Origin of the sequence: Okeania sp. SIO2F4 (assembly GCF_010672385.1) — a bacterium.
Lineage (GTDB): Bacteria > Cyanobacteriota > Cyanobacteriia > Cyanobacteriales > Microcoleaceae > Trichodesmium.
Window position 1 is genome coordinate 1 of sequence record NZ_JAAHGT010001260.1, and the last position, 2,069, is coordinate 2,069.

Annotated in this window: 3 pseudogenes; 1 reads left to right on the plus strand and 2 read right to left on the minus strand. The window is 38.2% G+C overall.

Features of this window, described 5'->3' with window-relative positions:
• A pseudogene (locus tag F6K22_RS39485) lies at positions 1–421 on the plus strand (hypothetical protein); the annotation flags it as partial.
• A gap of 881 nt (positions 422–1,302) precedes the next feature.
• Here F6K22_RS39485 and F6K22_RS39490 read toward each other — a convergent pair.
• Together F6K22_RS39490 and F6K22_RS39495 are read right to left on the minus strand one after the other, a co-directional pair.
• Positions 1,303–1,746, minus strand: a pseudogene (locus F6K22_RS39490) (hypothetical protein); the annotation flags it as partial.
• Between the two features lie 20 nt (positions 1,747–1,766).
• Positions 1,767–2,069: pseudogene (locus F6K22_RS39495) on the minus strand (HNH endonuclease); the annotation flags it as partial.

Genomic DNA, 2,069 nt, shown 5'->3' on the forward strand with positions numbered 1-2,069 from the left:
AGAGATTAATCGTTTAGAACAAAGTTGGGATGAGGATGTGGAGCTTTTTCAGGAGGATGATTTGCAGAGTGTGGTTTTAGACGATCAGACAGCGCGTTCATTAGAGTTGGAAAATAGTCTAAATTTGTCATCTGGGAATCAGAGTTTTGGAGATTCTCAAAGCATACCTCAAAATGAAAGTCAATTTATTGATGATAGTATGTCTGAGTTTCCTCCCGTTAAAGATAAGCCTGGGTCAGTTTTAGATGATTCAGATTTCCCACCTGGTAATTTTGATTCAGATTTCCCACCTGATAATTTTGATTCTAATTTCCCTAATGACCTAGAGGATGACTTAATAGATGATGATGATGATGATGATAGTGATGATGGTTATGATGGTTATGATGATTTTGATGAGAATACACCAGATTTAATTTAGGTACAAAGCGATCGGCATTCAGCTATCAGTATTCAGCAAATACCTGTTTGGGTTTTTGCGCTTCGCAAAGCTTTGCTTTATATGTCGCAGAGCAAAACGGCTGTCGCCGATATGAAATGCTGCGCGACATGAAAAGCTCCTATACAAGAGCCAGCATTCCTAAGGAAAGGAAAAAAAGCTGAAAGCCGACCGCTGAATGCTGAATGCTAATTAGGGCTTGCTGATTAAATCTAAAAGCATTTATATGTAAAGGCTAAAGCCTTTGCGTTTAGGAAAAAAGTGCAAGGTTTTTGCTCCCTTAAGCTCACATAGGTGAGGATTTTGAGCAGACAACAGCGGAATAATTGTCCCTCAATTATTCCGACTACATCCTCTGTAATACCAATTCAATCAAAGAATGTTACAAATGAGTGGATGAAAATCCTTGCCAAATATAGGTTTTGCCATAGCAGCAATTTTTAAAATTGGTATAATAAACGATAATTACCCTAACTCCTGAGTTCTGAGTTCTAGCCTAATAGACATAGGCGTGATAATCAAAAATTAAATCAATTCCATAGGTATAAACCATCAATTATTTCCCCCTACTCCCGTACGGGCGATTCGCTCTTCGCCCCTACTCCCTACTCCCTCTTTTCCACCAGAGGTCTAATGTCAAATCCGGGGGAATTGGACATAAAAAAATCGGCGTTGGTAAATCAAGAGATGAAACTTTCAGACTAATCCCCTTACTAATTACCAACGCCAAAAAATCCTCATAATCGTCATAACGACTAAATCTTTGTAATTCTCTATCCTCCTGACTCAATTACGACTTAACCAATCTATAACTGTTTAACAGGATTTGATATAATCCATAAGACTTTTTCATCAAACCATAATTAATCACCATCCGAGAGGATTTGTAAACGAATTGTTTGGTTATTGAGGTCATTTAAGCTGATTTCAATGACATTACTTGAAAGTTTATCGAGACACCCTAATAAGTGTCGTAGATGAGGTGTACTAGCACCAGTATCCACAAATAACCGTTCTGAGAGATTACCTACTCGCTTCCAGCTACTATAAAGTTTAGCCATAGTTGTCTCTAATTGAGCAGACTGTTTTACTAGGTCAGAAACTATATTGAGACATTCCAATCTTAAGGCTTCTTCTAATACCATTTCCATATCTAATGATGATTCATTCAATGCTTGAACTTTGGCTGCAGCATCAAGATATTTGGATAGGTTACGAGCATCTGAGGTTAGTTGCTTGACGGTATCTAACTCTGGACTTTGGACTATTTCCTCTTGAATTGCGCTTAAATGAGATTCTGGTAATTTGTTAAACTAAGCCAGGTAAGTTACCCTACCCGACTCGTCTTCAGAACCGGACGTGAGACTTTCACCTCATCTCGGCTCCTCTCCTAGACGTCCCTTGTCATGGGTACATCCCTGTCTTAATATCAACATATCGTCAACCCATAAATAACCTTCAGGTAAGTCCTGTAACTTAGGTTTTGGATATGTTTTATTATCTAAGGCAGTTTTAGTATCGTGGCAATGTCGGTGCAACAGTTGTTTGTTTTTGTATTAGTTGTCACCACCTTTAGACCTTGGTTTTATATGGTCAACTTCCATAAGGTCAGTTGGTCTGAAAGTTAATA